Annotated in this window: 1 protein-coding gene; it reads left to right on the top strand. The window is 34.4% G+C overall.

The window, feature by feature from the left end; all coding sequences use genetic code 11:
• Nucleotides 1-250, top strand: a 250-nt coding sequence (locus tag AOA60_RS33540) for a hypothetical protein (protein ID WP_218240894.1), incomplete at both ends; no start/stop codon positions are given.

Below are 250 nucleotides of genomic sequence, written 5' to 3' on the forward strand. Positions count from 1 at the left end.
CTGGAAGAAGGATGAAATTAGATTTAGTTTATCAGGGAATATGACGAATGTTGATATCTACTCTCACTACTATATTTTAAGAAAAAAACAGCTCATTTCCATCAATCCAATATTGATACCTCGCTATCTTGAAGATAACTTGGAGAAGTTTAGTGGAGAAGAATATGACAAATCCTCAGATACACAATTAAAACAAGGGTCAACTCTCTTAAGTCGGGTTAATATTGGGGATAGGGAGTCTGTACTTGAT

Source organism: Pseudomonas sp. 2822-17, from assembly GCF_002742485.1.
In the GTDB taxonomy this organism is placed as follows: Bacteria; Pseudomonadota; Gammaproteobacteria; order Pseudomonadales; family Pseudomonadaceae; genus Aquipseudomonas; species Aquipseudomonas cyclaminis.